General features: G+C 69.4%; 16 protein-coding genes, 4 tRNA genes and 1 pseudogene. 14 read left to right on the top strand and 7 right to left on the bottom strand.

The features are described from left to right. The first annotated feature begins 80 nt into the window (after positions 1 to 80). Together NRY95_17220 and NRY95_17215 are read left to right on the top strand one after the other, a co-directional pair. Positions 81 to 608 (top strand): annotated as a pseudogene (locus tag NRY95_17220) (TlpA family protein disulfide reductase). Beyond that, positions 608 to 874, top strand: coding sequence for an acylphosphatase (locus tag NRY95_17215; GenBank protein UYC15434.1), 267 nt, complete (start codon positions 608 to 610; stop codon positions 872 to 874). The pseudogene NRY95_17220 and the gene NRY95_17215 overlap by 1 nt, the downstream one beginning before the upstream one ends. 243 nt (positions 875 to 1,117) lie before the next feature. Here the strand turns inward: NRY95_17215 and ppk2 are convergent, their stop codons facing one another. The 7 genes from ppk2 to hemA all read right to left on the bottom strand — a co-directional run bounded on the left by ppk2 (position 1,118) and on the right by hemA (position 7,846). Further along, complete coding sequence (gene ppk2, locus NRY95_17210) at positions 1,118 to 1,894, bottom strand: polyphosphate kinase 2 (protein UYC15433.1); 777 nt, start codon at positions 1,892 to 1,894, stop codon at positions 1,118 to 1,120. Continuing rightward, positions 1,891 to 2,229 (bottom strand): hypothetical protein, encoded by a 339-nt coding sequence (locus NRY95_17205; GenBank protein UYC15432.1) that lies wholly within the window; start codon positions 2,227 to 2,229, stop codon positions 1,891 to 1,893. Before NRY95_17205 ends, ppk2 begins: the two co-directional genes overlap by 4 nt. A gap of 13 nt (positions 2,230 to 2,242) precedes the next feature. Beyond that, entirely contained in the window at positions 2,243 to 2,761 is a 519-nt protein-coding gene (moaB, locus tag NRY95_17200; GenBank protein UYC15431.1) for a molybdenum cofactor biosynthesis protein B, read from the bottom strand. A 98-nt stretch (positions 2,762 to 2,859) separates the two neighbouring features. Continuing rightward, on the bottom strand, positions 2,860 to 3,486 hold the full coding sequence (locus tag NRY95_17195) for an antibiotic biosynthesis monooxygenase (GenBank protein UYC15430.1): 627 nt from the start codon (positions 3,484 to 3,486) through the stop codon (positions 2,860 to 2,862). Positions 3,487 to 3,740: 254 nt separating this feature from the next. Further along, complete coding sequence (locus NRY95_17190; GenBank protein UYC15429.1) at positions 3,741 to 5,450, bottom strand: tetratricopeptide repeat protein; 1,710 nt, start codon at positions 5,448 to 5,450, stop codon at positions 3,741 to 3,743. Between the two features lie 49 nt (positions 5,451 to 5,499). Continuing rightward, the gene (gene prfA / locus NRY95_17185; protein ID UYC15428.1) at positions 5,500 to 6,585 is read right to left on the bottom strand and encodes a peptide chain release factor 1; all 1,086 of its coding nucleotides are present in this window, start codon (positions 6,583 to 6,585) and stop codon (positions 5,500 to 5,502) included. Beyond that, positions 6,563 to 7,846, bottom strand: coding sequence for a glutamyl-tRNA reductase (hemA, locus tag NRY95_17180; GenBank protein ID UYC15427.1), 1,284 nt, complete (start codon positions 7,844 to 7,846; stop codon positions 6,563 to 6,565). Before hemA ends, prfA begins: the two co-directional genes overlap by 23 nt. 66 nt (positions 7,847 to 7,912) lie before the next feature. Between hemA and NRY95_17175 the strand changes: the two genes are divergently transcribed. The 12 genes from NRY95_17175 to tuf all read left to right on the top strand — a co-directional run bounded on the left by NRY95_17175 (position 7,913) and on the right by tuf (position 16,644). Continuing rightward, positions 7,913 to 9,610 carry a tetratricopeptide repeat protein gene (locus NRY95_17175; protein ID UYC15426.1) on the top strand — a complete coding sequence of 566 codons (1,698 nt, stop codon included), beginning with the start codon at positions 7,913 to 7,915 and terminating at the stop codon, positions 9,608 to 9,610. A gap of 44 nt (positions 9,611 to 9,654) precedes the next feature. Then, positions 9,655 to 10,257, top strand: a complete 603-nt coding sequence (gene lolB, locus NRY95_17170; protein UYC18612.1) for a lipoprotein insertase outer membrane protein LolB — start codon at positions 9,655 to 9,657, stop codon at positions 10,255 to 10,257. Further along, positions 10,254 to 11,117 carry a 4-(cytidine 5'-diphospho)-2-C-methyl-D-erythritol kinase gene (gene ispE / locus NRY95_17165; protein UYC15425.1) on the top strand — a complete coding sequence of 288 codons (864 nt, stop codon included), beginning with the start codon at positions 10,254 to 10,256 and terminating at the stop codon, positions 11,115 to 11,117. Before lolB ends, ispE begins: the two co-directional genes overlap by 4 nt. A 14-nt stretch (positions 11,118 to 11,131) precedes the next feature. Then, positions 11,132 to 11,208, top strand: a tRNA-Gln gene (locus NRY95_17160). Between the two features lie 148 nt (positions 11,209 to 11,356). Then, positions 11,357 to 12,316: a ribose-phosphate diphosphokinase gene (locus tag NRY95_17155; protein ID UYC15424.1), complete on the top strand. Its 960-nt coding sequence runs from the start codon at positions 11,357 to 11,359 to the stop codon at positions 12,314 to 12,316. A gap of 168 nt (positions 12,317 to 12,484) precedes the next feature. Beyond that, the gene (locus tag NRY95_17150) at positions 12,485 to 13,132 is read left to right on the top strand and encodes a 50S ribosomal protein L25/general stress protein Ctc (GenBank protein ID UYC15423.1); all 648 of its coding nucleotides are present in this window, start codon (positions 12,485 to 12,487) and stop codon (positions 13,130 to 13,132) included. A 54-nt stretch (positions 13,133 to 13,186) separates the two neighbouring features. Beyond that, complete coding sequence (gene pth / locus NRY95_17145) at positions 13,187 to 13,768, top strand: aminoacyl-tRNA hydrolase (GenBank protein UYC15422.1); 582 nt, start codon at positions 13,187 to 13,189, stop codon at positions 13,766 to 13,768. A gap of 80 nt (positions 13,769 to 13,848) precedes the next feature. Beyond that, positions 13,849 to 14,940: a redox-regulated ATPase YchF gene (ychF, locus tag NRY95_17140; GenBank protein ID UYC15421.1), complete on the top strand. Its 1,092-nt coding sequence runs from the start codon at positions 13,849 to 13,851 to the stop codon at positions 14,938 to 14,940. Between the two features lie 170 nt (positions 14,941 to 15,110). Continuing rightward, positions 15,111 to 15,196, top strand: a tRNA-Tyr gene (locus tag NRY95_17135). A 32-nt stretch (positions 15,197 to 15,228) separates the two neighbouring features. Further along, positions 15,229 to 15,302 (top strand) — tRNA-Gly (locus tag NRY95_17130). A gap of 30 nt (positions 15,303 to 15,332) precedes the next feature. Beyond that, positions 15,333 to 15,408 (top strand) — tRNA-Thr (locus NRY95_17125). A 45-nt stretch (positions 15,409 to 15,453) separates the two neighbouring features. Then, positions 15,454 to 16,644, top strand: a complete 1,191-nt coding sequence (gene tuf / locus NRY95_17120) for an elongation factor Tu (protein ID UYC15420.1) — start codon at positions 15,454 to 15,456, stop codon at positions 16,642 to 16,644. The last annotated feature ends 129 nt before the right edge of the window (positions 16,645 to 16,773 follow it).

Below are 16,773 nucleotides of genomic sequence, written 5' to 3'. Positions count from 1 at the left end.
TCGCCGCCGCCGCGCTGCTGGCCGGCTGCGATCGGCATCCTGCGCCCGCCGACGGCGCCGCGCCGGGCGCGCCGGCGCCTGCGGCTCCCGCCGCCCCGGCGGCGCCAGCCGCGCCCGCTGCGGCAACCGCGCCCGCCGCTGGCGAAGCAGCGAACGTGGTGCAGGAAACCCGGCCGCAGCCGACGCTGAAGGTGAAGGCGGTGGACGGCAGCGAGTACGACCTGGCCGCGCATCGCGGGCAGTGGGTGGTGGTGAATTTCTGGGCCACCTGGTGCGCGCCGTGCCTGAAGGAAATGCCGGAGCTGTCGGCGTTGCACGTGATGCGCGACAACATCGAAGTGGTGGGCCTGGCCTACGAGGACATCGAGCCGGCGGAGATGCAGGCGTTCCTGAAGGAGCACCCGGTGGCCTACCCGGTGGCGATCCTCGACACCTATGCGCCGCCGGCCGATTTCGCCACCCCGCGCGGGTTGCCGATGACCTATCTGATCGCCCCGGACGGCAAGGTGGCCAAGCAGTTCCTGGGTCCGGTCAATGCGCACGACATCGAGGCGGCGATCGCCGCGGCCGGCGGCAAGGTCGCCGGCCAGGCGAAGGCGGCCGGTTGATGGGTGCCGTCCGCTTCCTGGTCTCCGGCCGGGTGCAGGGCGTGTATTTCCGCGCCTCCACCCGCGAACGCGCGCTGGCGCTGGGGCTGGACGGACGCGCGCTGAACCTGGCCGACGGCCGCGTCGAGGTCGTCGCCTGCGGCGAGGCCGCGGCGCTGGAGGCGCTGGCCGAATGGCTGCGGCACGGCCCGCCGGCGGCGCGGGTCGAACAGGTGCTGCGCGAACCCTGGCCGGCGCCGGTGGCAGCGGGCTTCGCGATCGGGTGACATCCCGGAAATCCTGGCGGCTCGCTGTGGGAGCGACTTCAGTCCCGACGCGGCCTTACCGGTAGCGCGTCGGGACCGAAGTCCCTCCCACACCACCGCCTGCCGCTGCAGAAGGCGTGTCAATCCGGCCGCGTCTTTGCGGAGGCGTCCGGTCGCGGCTGAAGCCTCCTACAGGAAGCCATTGCACCGTCGGTCGCGGACCGCATCATCGAGTCCCGAGTCCCGAGTCCCGAGTCCCGGCCCTCAAACCGGATACGACGCAATCGGCTGCAACGCGCCGAATTTTTCCTTGCGCGGTTTGTGCTTCAGTGGCGGCAATTCCAGCTCCGGCTCCTGCAGCAGCGTGTCGGGCAACTGGTCGAGCAGGTGCCGGATCAGGGTCAGGCGGCCGCGCTTCTGGTCGTTGAAATCGACCAGCGTCCACGGCGCGCGTTCGCTGTGGGTGGCGTCCAGCATCGCCTCGCGGGCACGGGTGTAGTCGGCATATTGGGCGCGCGACTGCAGGTCCACCGGCGACAGCTTCCAGCCCTTCAACGGATCGTGCAGGCGTTCGGCGAAGCGCTTCTCCTGCTGGTCCTGGTCCACGCACAACCAGTACTTGAACAGGCGGATGCCGTCGTCGACCAGCAACTGCTCGAACAGCGGCGCCTGGCGCAGGAAGGCCTGGTACTGCGCATCGCTGCAATAGCCCATGACCCGTTCCACCCCGGCGCGGTTGTACCAGCTGCGGTCCATCAGCACGATCTCGCCGGCGGCCGGCAGGTGCGCGACGTGGCGCTGGAAATACCACTGCGTGCTTTCGCGGTCGGTCGGCTTGGGCAGCGCCACCACCCGGCACTGGCGCGGGTTGAGGTGTTCGGCGATGGCCTGGATCGCGCCGCCCTTGCCGGCGGTGTCGCGGCCTTCGAACAGCACCAGCACGCGCTGGCCGCTGTGCTGCAGGGCTTGCGCCAGCGCCACCAGCTGCAGTTGCAGCGGCTGCATCAATGCATGGTACTGCTTGCGTTTGAGCTTGCTCATTTGCTGCGCCTCGCGCGGGTGCCGGCCATGCTTCGCGCCACTTCCAGCAGCGCGCCCTGTTGGCGGCTGTCCAGGGTGCGGTAGGCCTGCAGCAGATCGTGTTCGCCGCGGGTGCGGGCCGGGTCGAGCTGGCTGGCCAGTTCGCCGAGCAGCGCGCCGGCGGGGACGCCGAAGGCGCGCGCCAGCGCGTTGAGCTGGTCGCGGCCGGGCATCTTTTCGCCGGCCAGCCAGGCCTTGACCGTGGCCGCACCGGCGCGCGGGATGGCGGCGGCGATGTCCGCGGCGGTCATGCCACTGGCCTTGGCCAGCAGGCGCAGGGTGGTGTCCAGTGACATGCGCGGTTCCAGGTCATTCCTTCAGGCGTGGGCGCAGCGTGGCCAGGTTGCACGGCCGGGTGCGCGCGTCGAGCTGCGCGGCGACGATCCTTTCCCAGGCGGTGCGGCAGGCCGAGGTCGAGCCGGGCAGGCAGAACACGAAGGTGGCGTTGGCCAGGCCGGCGAAGGCGCGCGACTGCAGCGAGGAAGTGCCGATCTCCTCGAAGCTGATCGCACGGAACAGCTCGCCGAAGCCGGGCATCTGCTTGTCCAGCAGCGGCAGCAGCGCTTCGGGGGTGGAGTCGCGGCCGGTGAAGCCGGTGCCGCCGGTGACCAGGATGCCGTCGACCTGCGGGTCGGCGATCCACGCCGAGACCACCGCGCGCATCCGGTAGCGGTCGTCGGGCAGCAATTGGCGTGCGTACAGGCGGTGGCCAGCCTCGCCGAGCACCGACACCAGGTAATCGCCGGAACTGTCTTCGGCCAGGCTGCGCGTGTCCGACACGGTCAGTACGCACAGGTTCAACGCGATGAAATCGGCTTTGGCGCTCATGTAGGAAGCCTAGCGGCTCGCCCGGTCGGCGTACAGCCTGCCGCCACGCATCGGCAGCGCGCGTACAGGCGCCGTCGCAGAAGCGGGGCGATGCCGGTTCAGGTGCGGCCGTGCGTGGGTTGCGCTGGATCGCCAAGCAGGGTCAGCGCATGCGGCCGGTAGTGGGTCACCCTGGCCGCAGGATGGGCCGCCAGCGGCAGGCGTTCGGGTTCGCGCTGCAGGGCGCGACGCTGCGCGTCGGCGCTGCTCCATTCCGCATAGTCGAGCAGGCTGCGGCCGTCGTCGGACAGGTGCAGATGCGAGGCGATCAGGCCGCGCAGCGCGTGCGCGCCGTCTTGCAGCGCGGCGAACGCCGCGTTGGCGTGGAACTGCGCCTGCGCGGCATCGCGGGTCGCCAGCCTGGTCACCACGACGCAGCCGGGCACGCGCTGTGGATCGGACACCCCGCTGCGGATGCGACGGTAGCGGCGCAGCGTCAGTCGCGGCGCCGGCGCGCGCGGGTGCAGGCTGCGGCCGAGAGGCGTGGTGTCGTCGCCGCAGCATTGCGCGTACAGCAGGTCCGGCGCGGCGCTCAGCGCTTCCAGCCAGGCCAGGGCATGCAGGCCGCCGCCGGGGTGGGCGTGCAAGCGTGCGAGCAGCGTCGCGCAGACCGGTGCCGAGGCATGGGCGACCAGCACGCTGCGTGCATGCGGGGAGGTGAGGTCGGGCGACAGGCGTGATGGCATCGGGGCGTGCGCGAACGGAAGGCGCGCAGTGTCGAACCTCAACTGCGCTTCAGGTCAAGCGCGTTTGTGCATGAGGGCGCTTCGGCAGCGCGCGGCGATGTGCGTGTCGTCAGCCGCGGTCGGCTGTCGCTCGCGCGCGTTGAAGAATCGGGATCGCCGACGCCGGCAACCTGCCGGGAGGTTTGGTCTGGAGGCGAACGCATCCGTTCCCGCGCGCCAGGTGTCGGTGCCGCCACGGCCGGGCGATTCGCGGGCTACTGCGGCCCGCTCCAGCCGTGCCGGCGCGCGGTATCGCGCAACAGGTCGGCGAAGTCCGCAGCGAAGCCCTGCATGTCGAACAGGCCGGCGCTGGCGCGGCGCTGCTGCAGCGTGTCGCGCAGCGCGCGCAGCGCGGCCGGGTCGCGGCCCAGCTGCACGGCCTTGGCGACGAACGCGGCGTCGTCGGCCACGTTCATTGCGTCCATGCCCAGGTGGTGGTTGAGACTGCCGGCCACGCGTGCGGCGAAGGTCGCGCCGGGGCAGGTCAGCAGCGGGCAGCCGGCCCACAGCGCGTCGGAGGCGGTGGTGTGCGCGTTGTACGGATGCGTGTCCAGGAACAGGTCGGCATGCCGGTAGCGGGCCAGGTAGTCGGCATGCGCCAGCTTGGGCATGAAGCGCAACCGCGCCGGATCCACTTCGGCGCGGCGCGCGGCCTCGCGCAGCCGCGCATCGGCCTGGCCGGGTCCGGACAGCAGCCACAGCATGCTGTCGGGCACCTGGCGCAGCACCGCGAGCATGCGCGTCATGCTGCGCGGGGTCAGCTTGTAGCTGTTGTTGAAGCAGCAGAACACCGTGCCGTGTTCGGGCAGCCCGCAGTCGCGGCGCGACGGTGGCGCGCCGACGTGGCGGCTGTCGTCCGAGGGCTGGAACGCGCGCGGCAGGCGCAGCACGCGCTCGCTGTAGTGCGCGGCCAGCGCATCCGGCAGCGCGAACGCATCGCCGACGACGTAGTCGATCCACGGTGCGCCTGACGTGCCCGGGTAGGCCAGCCAGTTGATCTGCAGCGGTGCCGGACGCAGCGCCAGCACTTCCGGCGCACCGCCGCCGCCCCAGCCGCGCAGGTCGAACAGGATGTCGATGCCGGCAGCGCGAATGCCTTGCGCGATCGCCCGGTGCGGTTGTCCGGCGACATCGTGCCAGGCGTGCGCCGCAGCCTGCAGGCGCGTGCGGATCGCGCTGCCGTCGTCGCGGTTCAACGCGAACAGCTGCAGGTGCAGGTCGGCGTGCGCGCGCAGCCGCTCGAACAAGGCCACGGTCAGCAGCCCGGTGGGATGCGCGCCGAAGCCGTTGGACAGGAAGCCGACCTGCAAGGGGCCGGCGCGGCGCAGCGTCGTCGCCGGCAACGGCGCCAGCGTCTGCGCCAAGGCGAGCGCACGGTTGCGCGCGCAGTGCAGCTGTTCGGCGGCGCTGGCGTCTTCGTTGAGGAAGGCGAACGGTTCGATCGCCGGATGGCCCTGGCGCACCGCGCCGCGCACCTGCTGCGACAGCGCATCCAGCGCGCGCCAATCGCACAGCTTGCGCCGCCAGTTCAGCAGGTGCGCGGCGATCGACGGTTCCTGCGGCAGCAGCGCATGCGCGTGCGCATAGGCCTGCGCGGCGGCTTCGGCCTCGCCGTTGTCCTCCAGCGCATGGCCAAGCCACAGGGCGATGCCGGGATGCTGCGGCGCTTGCTGCTGCGCCTGGCGCAACGCGGCGGCGGCCTCGGCGTGGCGGCCCTGGCTCCAGCGCACCCGGCCCAGCCGTGCCAGGGCTTCCGGATGTGCCGGGCGCAGCTGCAGTGCGCGCAGGGCGGCCTGTTCGCCGGCGGCGATCGCCCCGGCGCCGAGTTCGGCGTCGGCCAGCATCACCCAGGCGATGAAATCCTGCGGGTCGCGGCGCACCGCGGCCTGCAACTGGCGCAGTGCGTCCAGCGCGCTGCCGCTCACGCGCGCACGGTGGCCGGCGCGTGCGCAGCGGCGCGGCGCATGCGCACGCTCACGGGCTGTCGCTCAGCCGCGCCAGTTCGTCGACCTGGTGTTCGTGGCTCAGCCGCTCGATCAGCGCGTCGAGGTCGCCTTCGATCACGTTCGGCAGGTCGTACAGGGTCAGGCCCTCGACCCGGTGGTCGGTGATGCGGCCCTGCGGGAAGCTGTAGGTGCGGATGCGCTGGCTGCGGTCGCCGCTGCCGACCTGCAGCTTGCGGTCCTGCGCTTCGGCCGCGGCCTGCTTGCTGCGCTCGGCGTCGAGCAACTGCGCCTTCAGCCGCTTCATCGCCTTGTCGCGGTTGGCGTGCTGGCTGCGCTCGGTCTGGCATTCGACCACCACCCCGCTCGGCACGTGGGTGATGCGGATCGCCGACTCGGTCTTGTTGACGTGCTGGCCGCCGGCGCCGGAGGAGCGGAACGTGTCCACCTTCAGGTCGGCCGGATTGATCGCGATCTCTTCCACGTCGTCGGCTTCGGGGATGATCGCCACCGTCGCCGCCGAGGTGTGGATGCGGCCCTGCGATTCGGTCGCCGGCACCCGCTGCACGCGGTGCGTGCCGGATTCGAACTTGAGCTTGGAGTAGGCGCCGCGGCCGACGATGCGCGCCACGATCTCCTTGTAGCCGCCATGTTCGCCGGGGCTGTCCGATTCCACTTCCACCTTCCAGCCCTGGCGCTCGGCGTAACGCGCGTACATGCGGAACAGGTCGCCGGCGAAGATCGCCGCCTCGTCGCCGCCGGTGCCGGCGCGCACTTCCAGGAACAGGTTGCCGTCGTCGCGCGGATCGCGCGGCACCAGCAGCAGCGCCAGCTGTTCGTCCAGCGCGAGCAGGCGCGCGTGGGCGGCGGCGATTTCCTCCTCGGCCAGTTCGCGTAGTTCCGGATCGGCGCGCATCGCCTCGGCCGCAGCCAGGTCGGCCTTGGCCGCGGCCTCGTCGGCCAGCGCGGCGGCGACCGGCTCCAGTTGCGCGAATTCGCGCGAATAGTCGCGGAAGCGCGCGTTGTCGCTCACCACCTCGGGATCGGACAGCAGGCGTTCGAGTTCTTCGCGACGCTCGGCCAGCGCCTCCAGCTTACGGCGCAGGGTCGGTGTCATCGGTCTTCAGGATGGGATGGAAATAGCCCGGCTTTTCCGGGAACAGGCGCTCGGCGGCGCGGGCCAGCTCGGCATCGCCGCTCAGCGCCGCCTCGCGCAGCGCCGCGGTGGGCGGATGCAGCAGGCGGTTGGTCAGGGTATTGGCGAGGAATTCCAGCACTTCGTCGGCCGGCTTGCCGTTGGCCAGCTGCTGCCGCGCCTTGGCCAGCACGTCGTCGCGGGTGCTGTCGCCGTGCGCGCGCAGGCGCTTGAGCGGCGCCTGGCGGGTGCTGGCCTGCAGCGTCTCGATGTAGCGCAGCACCTGCAGGTCGATGATCGCCTCGGCGGCCTCGGCCGCTTCGCGGCGGCCGCGGCGATTGTCCTCGACCGCGCGTTCCAGGTCGTCCACGGTGTACAGATAGGCATCGGCCAGCTCGGCCACGCCGGCCTCGATATCGCGCGGCACGGCCAGATCGAACAGCAGCATCGGCTTGTGCTTGCGCGCGCGCAGCGCCTGCTCGACCTGGGCCCGGGTCACCACCGGCTCGCGCGCGGCGGTGGCCGAGAACACCACGTCGGCCTCCTGCAGATGCCGTTCCAGCTCGCTCAGCGGCAGCGCCACGCCGCCGTGGCGGCTGGCCAGCTCCTGGGCGTGGGCGAGGGTGCGGTTGGCGATCAGCAGGCGCCGCACGCGGCCTTCGCTGAGGTGCTTGGCGGCCAGTTCGATGGTCTCGCCGGCGCCGACCAGCAGCACCGTCGATTCGCTGAGCCGGGCGAAGGAGTTCTGCGCCAGGCGCACCGCGGTGGAGGCTACCGACACCGGATTGGCGCCGACCCGGGTGTCGGTGCGCGCGCGCTTGGCCACCGAGAAGGTCTGCTGGAACAGCCGGTCCAGGCGGTTGCCCATCGCGCCGTGCTCGCGGGCCAGCGCCCAGGCGTCTTTCACCTGGCCGAGGATCTGTGGCTCGCCCAGCACCATCGAGTCCAGCCCGGTGGCGACGCGGAACAGGTGCCGCACCGCGTCGGCGTCCTGGTGCTGGTACAGGTAGCCATGCAGGCCGGCCGCGTGCGCATCCAGCCAGTCGGCCAGGCTCTGCGCGTCCTCGGCGATCGCGTACAGCTCGGTGCGGTTGCAGGTGGACAGCAGGGCGGCCTCGGCGACGTTGGGCAAGGCGCGCAGCGACTGCAGCGCGCGCGGCAGCGCATCGCCGGCGAACGCCACCCGTTCGCGCAGGTCGACCGGCGCGGTCTGGTGGTTCAATCCGAGCACCCACAACGTCATCTGTTCAGTTGCTTGCGATAAGCTGCTGGCCATTCAGGGCCCCATTTTACGGCCCGGTTGCCCCCGATGCCCGCATTGATTCGCATCCGTATCGTTCTATTGCTGTCGGCGCTCGCCGCTTTGCCGGCCATCGGCGCCCCCGCCGCCGCGCCGACGGCCGCCGCCAAGGTGCCGCCGAGCGCCGCGGCGTCTTCGTTGACGCCGGTGCTGGCCGGCGAATTCGCGCTGCAGGCCGGGCAGCTGGCCGATGCCTCGCACTGGTACCTGCAGGCGGCGAACGAGTCGCCCGGCGATGCCGGTCTGGCCGAGCGTGCGACCCGGATCGCGATGCTGGCCAACGACAACGCCGCCGCCGCCCAGGCCCTGGCGCTGTGGCGCCAGCGTGCGCCGGAGTCGCTGGCGATGCGCAGTTCCGAGGCGTCGCTGGCGCTGCGCAACGGCAATCTGCGCCAGGCGCGTGGCCTGCTGGTGGCGCTGCTGCGCGACAAGGACGCACGCGGCTGGCGCTACGCGCTGGTGGCGCTGGTCAGCGGCAACCGCGATCCGGAGGTCGCGGCCAAGGTGCTGGACCAACTGCTCGACGCCAATGCCATCCCCGACCAGCTCGAGGCCTGGCAGGAGTTCGGGCGCCTGGCGCTGCGCCTGGAACAGCCGAAGCTGGCCGAGCGCATCGTCGATCAGCTGGTCAAGCGTTTCCCGGAGGAGCCGCGGGTGGCCCTGCTGCACGCCACCCAGCTGCAACAGGCCGGCAAGACCGAGCAGGCGCGTGCGCTGCTGCGGGGCGTGGAGCCCAAGGCGCCGCGCGATCCCGAGCTGCGCGGCGCGCTGGCCTACGCCTACGACGCGATCGGCGACACCGCCGCGGCGGCGCGGGTGCTGACGCTCGGCCCGCAGGACACCCAGAACTACGGCCTGCGCGCTTCGATGCTGGCCAAGCTGCAGGACAACGCGGCGCTGAGCGCGCTGTACGCAGAACTGAGCAAGGAGGCGACGCAGCCGGACCCTGAGCGGCGCCTGCTGCTCGGCAAGATCGCCGAGTTCCTGAAGCGCTACCAGGAAGCGGTGACCTGGTACCGCGGCGTGCCGGGCGGCCCGCTGCGCAACGAGGCGCGGCTGCGCACCGCCGGGGCGCTGTACGAACTCGGGCAGAAGGACGCCGCCTTCGCCGAGGCGCGCGCGCTGCAGGACGATGCCGAGGCCGACGATGCCGCGCGCCGCGACGCCTACGTGCTGGAGGCGGAATTGCGCCAGCGCAGCGGCGACGACGCCGGCGAACTGCAGGTGTTCGAGCGCGGCCTGGCCGCCTATCCGGACGACAACGCGCTGCTGTACGCGCGCGGCCTGGCCTGGGAGCGACGCGACCGCATCGACCGTGCCGAAGCCGACCTGCGCAAGATCCTGGTCACCGAGCCGGAGAACGTGGCCGCGCTCAATGCGCTCGGCTACACCCTGGCCGACCGCACCCATCGCTACCGCGAGGCGCTGCAGTTGATCGATCGCGCGCGTACCGCCGATCCGGACAACGCCGCGATCATCGACAGCTACGGCTGGGTGCTGTACCGGCTGGGCAAGACCCAGGAAGCGCTGGTGCAGCTGCGCCGTGCCTGGACCCAGTTCAAGGATCCGGAGATCGCCGCGCACATCGGCCAGGTGCTGTGGGAGCAGGGCAGGCAGGACGAGGCCAACAAGTACTTCGACGAGGCGCGCAAGCTCGATCCGAAGAATCGCGCGCTGCAGCGGGCCATGGACAAGGTCGCGCCGTGAGGCCGGGATTGCGTGCGGTGTGCGCGCTGGCGGCGCTGCTGGCGCTGGGCGGCTGTAGCCCGCTGGCGCCGCGGCAGGCGCCGCCGGCCGCGAGCGCGCCGTTGGGCGAGGCTGCGCGCCAGGCCGATGCCGCGCGCACGGCATGGCTGGCCGCGCATCCGAACTGGTCGTTCCAGGGCCGGGTGGCGATCACCAAGGGTCGCAACGGCGGCAGCGGGCGTATCGACTGGGCCCAGCAGCAGCGGCAGTACCGGATCGAGCTCAGCGCGCCGGTGACCCGGCAGAGCTGGCGCCTGAGCGGCGACAGCCAGGGTGGTGGCCGCCTGGAGGGGTTGGAAGGCGGCCCGCGCGCGGGCGAGGACGCGCAGCAGGTGCTGCGCGAGGCCACCGGTTGGGAGATTCCGGTCAATCTGCTGCCGGATTGGGTGCGTGGGCAGGTCGCGGTGGACGCCGCGGCGCCCGAGCAGGTCGGCTACGACGCCGAGGGGCGCCTGCAGGCGCTGCGGCAGATGGGCTGGGAGATCCAGTTCCAGGAGTGGTACCCGCCCAGCGACGGCCGTCCGGCCCTGCCACGGCGCATCGAGGCGCGCAACGGCGACGCCAAGGTGCGCCTGCTGCTGGACCAGTGGGACTTCGCCACGCCATGAGCGCGGTGGGAGAGGACGGCTGGTCGGCCTGGCCGGCCCCGGCGAAGCTGAACCTGTTCCTACAGATCACCGGCCGCCGCGCCGACGGCTACCATGAATTGCAGACCGTGTTCCGCCTGCTCGACTGGGGCGATACGGTGCGCCTGCGGGTACGCGGCGACGGTGTGGTGGCGCGGATCGGCGACTCCGTGCCCGGCGTCGCCGAGGCCGACGACCTGTTGGTGCGGGCCGCGAAACTTCTGCAAAAAGAAGCCAACATTGCCCAAGGTGTGGATATATGCGTCGAAAAGCGCATTCCGGCCGGTGGTGGTTTCGGCGGCGGCTCGTCCGACGCGGCGACCGCGCTGGTCGCGCTGAATGCGCTGTGGGGCGCCGGACTGGACGAGGATGCGCTGGCCGGCCTGGGCCTGACGCTGGGCGCTGACGTGCCGGTGTTCGTGCGCGGTCGCGATGCCTGGGCCGAGGGCGTGGGCGAGCGGTTGACGCCATTGCCCCTGCCGCCGGCCTGGTATGTACTGGCCGATCCGGCGGTTCACGTGCCCACCGCGGCGCTGTTCCAGGCCCCGGATTTGACGCGGGATGCTGCGCCCGCGAAAATGGCCGACTTCGTTTCAGGTTTCCTGCTCGGCAATGCGTTCGAGCCGGTGCTGCTCCGCCGCGAACCGGCCATCCAGGCCGTGTTCCAGGCGCTCGCGCAGATCGGCACGCCGCGCCTTACCGGGTCGGGGAGCGGGTGTTTCGTCGAGTTCGCCGATCGCGCTGCCGCCATGCGCGCGCTGGCGGCCTTGCCGGACGGGTTGCGCGCCTGGGTGGCCGGCGGCGTGACCCGCTCGCCGCTGCTCGACGCGCTGGAGGCATAGCAACAGTTTCATGCAGGGGCGTCGCCAAGAGGCCCAAGGCACCAGGTTTTGATCCTGGCATTCGTAGGTTCGAATCCTACCGCCCCTGCCAAATATGCGAGTCCCTCGCAGAAGCCCGCACATCCATGTGCGGGGGTTCAACAGGTAGAAGCGTCGCTTCGCCTGGGTTTTCCACGGTTTCATGCTGTTTCTTCGTTTCGCAGTTCTTTCGCCGCCGCCGCCGCCCGAGACACACTCTCATGCAAGATCAACGTAACCTGCTGGTGTTCTCCGGCAATGCCAACAAGCCGCTTGCCAAGAGCATCTGCAAGGAGCTGGGCGTGCGTCCGGGCAAGGCGATGGTGTCGCGCTTCTCCGATGGCGAAGTGCAGGTGGAGATCGAGGAGAACGTGCGCCGGCAGGAAGTGTTCGTGATCCAGCCGACCTGCGCGCCCAGCGCGGAAAACCTGATGGAGCTGCTGGTGCTGATCGACGCGCTCAAGCGCGCCAGCGCCGCCAGCGTCACCGCGGTGGTGCCGTACTTCGGCTATTCGCGGCAGGACCGGCGCATGCGCTCCTCGCGCGTGCCGATCACCGCCAAGGTCGCGGCGAAGATGTTCACCGCGGTCAACGCCGACCGCGTGCTGACCGTGGACCTGCACGCCGACCAGATCCAGGGCTTCTTCGACATCCCGGTCGACAACGTGTACGCCTCGCCGCTGCTGCTGGCCGACATCTGGCGCGCCTACGGCACCGATAACCTGATCGTGGTGTCGCCGGACGTGGGCGGCGTGGTCCGCGCCCGCGCCGTGGCCAAGCGCCTGGACGACGCCGACCTGGCGATCATCGACAAGCGCCGCCCGCGCGCCAACGTGTCCACGGTGATGAACATCATCGGCGACGTCGAAGGCAAGACCTGCGTGCTGGTCGACGACATCGTCGATACCGCCGGCACCCTGTGCGCCGCGGCGGCCGCGCTGAAGGCGCAGGGCGCGCTGAAGGTGGCCGCGTACTGCACGCATCCGGTGCTGTCCGGGCCGGCGGTCAGCAACATCAGCAATTCGCAGCTCGACGAGCTGGTCGTCACCGACACCATCCCGCTGTCGGACGCCGCCCGCGGCTGCAGCAAGATCCGCCAGCTCAGCGTCGCCGAGCTGCTGGCCGAAACCATTCGCCGCATCGCCTTCGGCGAGTCGGTGAGTTCGTTGTACGTGGATTAAGGCTGGGAATGGGGAATCGGGAATAGGGAATCGCAACGGCGCAGTGTCGCGCTTTGTCCGATTCCCCATTCCCGATTCCCCACTCCCGGCTTCACAGACTCTTCTGGTCGCGGAAGAGTCCTCAAAACCGCCGCGAGGCGGTTCATTCAACCAAGGTAGTAAACGCAAATGGCAACCACACATGAAATCAAGGTTCAGCGCCGCGAGGTCGAGGGTAAGGGTGCGAGCCGCCGCCTCCGTCGCGACGGCCTGATCCCCGCCATCGTCTACGGTGGCGAACTGAAGCCGGTCAACATCGAGCTCAACCACAACGAAGTCTGGCTCGCCAGCCAGAACGACTGGTTCTATTCGTCGATCCTGAGCCTGAGCCTGAACGGCGACATCCAGAAGGTGCTGCTGCGCGATATGCAGCGCCACCCGTTCAAGCAGCTGATCATGCACATCGACTTCCAGCGCGTGAACGACAACGAGGCGCTGCACGCGTCGGTGCCGCTGCACTTCCTCAACGAGGACGTGTCGCCGGCCGGCAAGTCGGCCGAAGTCGTGGTCACCCACGAACTGAACGAGATCCAGGTCGTGTGCCTGCCGAAGGACCTGCCGGAGTTCGTCGAAGTCGACCTGTCCGCGCTGTCCGTCGGCGACGTGATCCATCTGTCCGACCTGAAGCTGCCGGCCGGCGTCGAGCTGCCCGAGCTGAAGCTGGGCAAGGAGCACGACGTGGCGGTGGTCATCGCCAAGCACGGCCAGATCGAGGCCGAGCCGGAAGCGACCGACGCCCCGTCTGCCGCCGAGCCGGCCAAGAAGGACGGCAAGTAATCGCCTGCGCAGCGCCTGGGCCTCGCGGTCCGGGCGCTGCGGCGATGCTGCGGCATGACTGGTCTGCGTCTGATCGTCGGTCTGGGCAATCCCGGAACCGAACACGCGAACACCCGGCACAACGCCGGGTTTCGTTTTGTCGAGCACCTGGCCGAGCGGGCCGGTGCGCGCTGGAGCGTGGATGCCAAGCTGTTCGGCGAAACCGCCAAGGTCGATGTGGCCGGGCAGGCACTGTGGCTGCTGAAGCCGGCCACCTTCATGAATCTCAGCGGCAAGTCGGTGACCGCCGCGTTGCGCTACTGGAAGATCGAACCGGAGCAGGCGTTGCTGGCCCACGACGAACTGGATCTGGCGCCGGGCACGGCGCGGCTCAAGTTCGACGGCGGCCATGGCGGGCAGAACGGTTTGCGCGACACCATCCGCCTGCTCGGGCATGCCGGTTTCCACAGGCTGCGCATCGGCATCGGCCATCCCGGACACAGGGACAAGGTCGTCCCCTGGGTGCTGGGACGTGCGGGCAAGGACGACCAGATCCTGATCGATCGCGCCATCGACGAGGCCATCGCGGTGCTGCCGCTGGCGGTGCAGGGCGATTTCAACGAGGCGATGAAGCGGTTGCATACGCAGGGGAAATAGGGAATGGGGAATGGGGAATGGAAAGGCGGCTATGCTTTTCCGATTCCCTATTCCCGATTCTCCATTCCCGGATTACAAACATGGGCATCAAATGCGGCATCGTCGGCCTGCCCAACGTCGGCAAGTCGACTCTGTTCAATGCGCTGACCAAGGCGGGCATCGCTGCGGCCAACTTCCCGTTCTGCACCATCGAGCCCAATGTCGGCGTGGTGCCGGTGCCGGATCCGCGGCTGGGCGAGCTGTCCAAGATCATCAATCCGCAGAAGGTCGTGCCGACCGCGGTCGAGTTCGTCGACATCGCCGGCCTGGTCGCCGGCGCGGCCAGCGGCGAGGGGCTGGGCAACAAGTTCCTGGCGCACATCCGCGAGGTCGATGCGATCACCCACGTGGTGCGTTGCTTCGAGAACGCCGACGTCATCCACGTCAACAACAAGGTCGATCCGATCTCGGACATCGAGACCATCGATACCGAGCTGGCCCTGGCCGATCTGGACAGTGTCGAGAAGGCGCTGAACCGCGCCGAGCGCAGCGCCAAGGGCGGCGACAAGGACGCGGCCGCGCGCAAGCCGGTCCTGGCCAAGCTGCAGGCCGCGCTGGCCGACGGCAAGGCCGGGCGCAGCGCGGGCCTGGACGAGGAGGAGAAGGCGCTGGTGCGCGACCTGTTCCTGCTCACGCTCAAGCCGGTGATGTACATCGCCAACGTGCTCGAGGACGGGTTCGAGAACAACCCGCACCTGGATGCGGTGCGCGCGCGCGCCGCCACCGAGGGTGCCGAGGTGGTGCCGGTGTCGGCGGCGATCGAGGAAGAGCTGTCGCAGCTGGACGACGCCGACCGCGACACCTTCCTGGCCGACCTGGGCCTGGCCGAGCCGGGCTTGAACCGGGTGATCCGCGCGGCGTATTCGCTGCTCGGGCTGCAGACCTATTTCACGGCCGGCGTCAAGGAAGTGCGTGCGTGGACGGTGAAGGCCGGATCGACCGCGCCGCAGGCCGCCGCGGTGATCCACACCGACTTCGAGAAGGGCTTCATCCGCGCCGAAACCATCGCCTACGACGACTTCATCAAGTACAAGGGCGAAGCCGGCGCGCGCGAGGCCGGGCGGCTGCGCCTGGAAGGCAAGGAATACCGTGTGCAGGAAGGCGACGTGCTGCATTTCCGCTTCAACGTCTGACCCGCGTGCATGCGCGTCTGTGCCCGCTTGCGGGCGCTGGCGGGCGACAGGCGTTTTCCTGCGACATCGCGTCAAAATACTGTTGACAAGGCAGGGATGTCAGGGAAGAATAGCGGGCTGTTTCACCCCGGACTGATTTCGGCCTTGCGGCCTGGTCGGGACGGGTAGCTGGAGGGATACCCAAGCGGCCAACGGGGGCAGACTGTAAATCTGCTGGCTTACGCCTTCGGTGGTTCGAATCCACCTCCCTCCACCAGTTTTTTTGTTGTGGCAGTGCGGCATCCCGTAGCGGGAGTAGTTCAACGGTAGAACCTCAGCCTTCCAAGCTGATGGTGCGGGTTCGATTCCCGTCTCCCGCTCCATTGAACGCGCTTGTGTCACAATAGAACTACGCTCACGTAGCTCAGTCGGTAGAGCACCTCCTTGGTAAGGAGGAGGTCGAAGGTTCGATTCCTTTCGTGAGCACCATATTCAGTCTTCAAATCTTTCTACGATCACCGAGAAGAAGCAGCCATGGCCAAGGGTAAGTTCGAGCGCACCAAGCCGCACGTCAACGTCGGCACCATCGGTCACGTCGACCACGGCAAGACCACGCTGACCGCGGCGCTGACCAAGATCGGCGCAGAGCGCTTCGGCGGCGAGTTCAAGGCGTACGACGCGATCGATGCGGCGCCGGAAGAGAAGGCGCGCGGCATCACGATCTCGACCGCGCACGTGGAATACGAATCCCCGAACCGTCACTACGCGCACGTCGATTGCCCGGGTCACGCGGACTACGTCAAGAACATGATCACCGGTGCGGCGCAGATGGACGGCGCGATCCTGGTGTGCTCGGCCGCTGACGGCCCGATGCCGCAGACCCGCGAGCACATCCTGCTGTCGCGCCAGGTCGGCGTGCCGCACATCGTGGTGTTCCTGAACAAGGCGGACATGGTCGACGACGCCGAGTTGCTCGAGCTGGTCGAGATGGAAGTGCGCGAGCTGCTGAGCAAGTACGACTTCCCGGGCGACGACACCCCGATCATCCACGGTTCGGCGCGTCTGGCGCTGGAAGGCGACCAGAGCGAGATCGGCGTGCCGTCGATCCTGAAGCTGGTGGAAGCGCTGGATTCGTTCATCCCGGAGCCGCAGCGCGACGTGGACAAGCCGTTCCTGATGCCGGTGGAAGACGTGTTCTCGATCTCGGGCCGCGGCACCGTGGTGACCGGCCGTATCGAGCGCGGCGTGATCAAGGTGGGCGACGAAATCGAAATCGTCGGCATCCGCGCCACGCAGAAGACCACGGTCACCGGCGTGGAAATGTTCCGCAAGCTGCTGGACCAGGGCCAGGCGGGCGACAACGCCGGTCTGCTGCTGCGCGGCACCAAGCGTGACGACGTGGAGCGCGGCCAGGTGCTGTGCAAGCCGGGTTCGATCAAGCCGCACACCGAGTTCGAGGCCGAGGTCTACGTGCTGTCGAAGGACGAGGGGGGGCGTCACACCCCGTTCTTCAAGGGTTATCGTCCGCAGTTCTACTTCCGCACCACCGACATCACCGGCGCTTGCGAGCTGCCGGAAGGCGTGGAGATGGTGATGCCGGGCGACAACGTGAAGATGGTGGTCACGCTGATCAACCCGGTGGCGATGGACGAAGGTCTGCGTTTCGCGATCCGCGAAGGCGGCCGCACCGTCGGCGCCGGCGTGGTGGCCAAGATCATCAAGTAATGCCCGCTGCGGCGACTTCGGTCGCCGCAGTTTGACGATGTGCAGGCGGCTTCGGCCGCCGGGTTCAGCGAAGGGCGGGCCGGAACCTTCGGTCCGCCTTCGCCGTCTAAGGGAAATGCAGCGTTCGTA

Origin of the sequence: Xanthomonas campestris pv. phormiicola, from assembly GCA_025666215.1 — a bacterium.
GTDB lineage: Bacteria > Pseudomonadota > Gammaproteobacteria > Xanthomonadales > Xanthomonadaceae > Xanthomonas_A > Xanthomonas_A campestris_A.
Note: the sequence above shows the minus strand (reverse complement) of the source record. Positions and strands in the feature narration are given on the sequence as shown.

Bases quoted from the DNA above. Each gene is read 5' to 3' on its own strand.
- NRY95_17215 (UYC15434.1), top strand. From the start codon at position 608: ATGGGTGCCGTCCGCTTCCTGGTCTCCGGCCGGGTGCAGGGCGTGTAT.
- ppk2 (UYC15433.1), bottom strand. From the start codon at position 1,894: ATGAGCAAGCTCAAACGCAAGCAGTACCATGCATTGATGCAGCCGCTG.
- NRY95_17205 (UYC15432.1), bottom strand. From the start codon at position 2,229: ATGTCACTGGACACCACCCTGCGCCTGCTGGCCAAGGCCAGTGGCATG.
- moaB (UYC15431.1), bottom strand. From the start codon at position 2,761: ATGAGCGCCAAAGCCGATTTCATCGCGTTGAACCTGTGCGTACTGACC.
- NRY95_17195 (UYC15430.1), bottom strand. From the start codon at position 3,486: ATGCCATCACGCCTGTCGCCCGACCTCACCTCCCCGCATGCACGCAGC.
- prfA (UYC15428.1), bottom strand. From the start codon at position 6,585: ATGACACCGACCCTGCGCCGTAAGCTGGAGGCGCTGGCCGAGCGTCGC.
- hemA (UYC15427.1), bottom strand. From the start codon at position 7,846: ATGACGTTGTGGGTGCTCGGATTGAACCACCAGACCGCGCCGGTCGAC.
- NRY95_17175 (UYC15426.1), top strand. From the start codon at position 7,913: ATGCCCGCATTGATTCGCATCCGTATCGTTCTATTGCTGTCGGCGCTC.
- ispE (UYC15425.1), top strand. From the start codon at position 10,254: ATGAGCGCGGTGGGAGAGGACGGCTGGTCGGCCTGGCCGGCCCCGGCG.
- NRY95_17155 (UYC15424.1), top strand. From the start codon at position 11,357: ATGCAAGATCAACGTAACCTGCTGGTGTTCTCCGGCAATGCCAACAAG.
- NRY95_17150 (UYC15423.1), top strand. From the start codon at position 12,485: ATGGCAACCACACATGAAATCAAGGTTCAGCGCCGCGAGGTCGAGGGT.
- pth (UYC15422.1), top strand. From the start codon at position 13,187: ATGACTGGTCTGCGTCTGATCGTCGGTCTGGGCAATCCCGGAACCGAA.
- ychF (UYC15421.1), top strand. From the start codon at position 13,849: ATGGGCATCAAATGCGGCATCGTCGGCCTGCCCAACGTCGGCAAGTCG.
- tuf (UYC15420.1), top strand. From the start codon at position 15,454: ATGGCCAAGGGTAAGTTCGAGCGCACCAAGCCGCACGTCAACGTCGGC.